Origin of the sequence: Mesorhizobium sp. M7A.F.Ca.CA.003.01.2.1 (assembly GCF_003998945.1) — a bacterium.
GTDB lineage: Bacteria > Pseudomonadota > Alphaproteobacteria > Rhizobiales > Rhizobiaceae > Mesorhizobium > Mesorhizobium ciceri.
In genome coordinates this window covers 1-628 of sequence record NZ_RZRA01001555.1, presented here as the reverse complement: position 1 = coordinate 628, position 628 = coordinate 1, and the positions used below count along the sequence as shown (strand labels likewise).

Sequence of the window (628 nt, the reverse complement as noted above, 5' to 3'; positions counted from 1 at the left end):
CATCAGACCAATCCGATCGGGGGCCAAGTTCGGCTGGTCGTCCACTATGCTGCACCGCAACATAGACTGCCATCGTCGGAGCCGCGAGGCAACCACCCAATTCGTAAACTCATAAATCCGACCGAAATGGTTTGCGTGATGACATGCCGCGAGTGGACAAATCGCTGCATCGGGACCGCTCTCAGCGTTCCTTGCCCGTGCTGGTTCCGGCCATCAGAAAGCGCAGCGGCGGCACAGGCTTTTGGCTGGACACAAGGCCGACACGACGAAACAGCGCCTCGAGCTTGTCGGAAGCCACGCCCTGGACGATGGGGACGAGGTTGGACAGGCTGGCGAAGGCGTAAGCCGCAGCCGAGCCCAGCCCCCGCTCGGCCTTGACGTCAAGGAAATTACGCAGCCGATATTTGTCGCGCACGTGCCGTTCATGCCGCCGCAGCACCGCCTTCGAGCCTTCCGGCAGGCTGTCGATCGCCAGCAGCGCCAGATCCGCATCGGCCAAACGCTTCAAGTCCTGGGTCTTGTGGCGGCCGCTCAGGGAATCGGCGCGGACGATGGCGCCGTAGCCGCAGGAGCGAATGACCTTGAACCGCGCCCCGCATGCGACCGCGCGGGCGTAGAGTTCATAGTC

At 63.2% G+C, this 628-nt stretch carries 1 pseudogene; it reads right to left on the bottom strand.

Annotated elements, in window-relative coordinates:
- Positions 1-181 precede the first annotated feature (181 nt).
- Positions 182-628 (bottom strand): annotated as a pseudogene (locus EN969_RS34150) (glycosyl transferase family A); the annotation flags it as partial.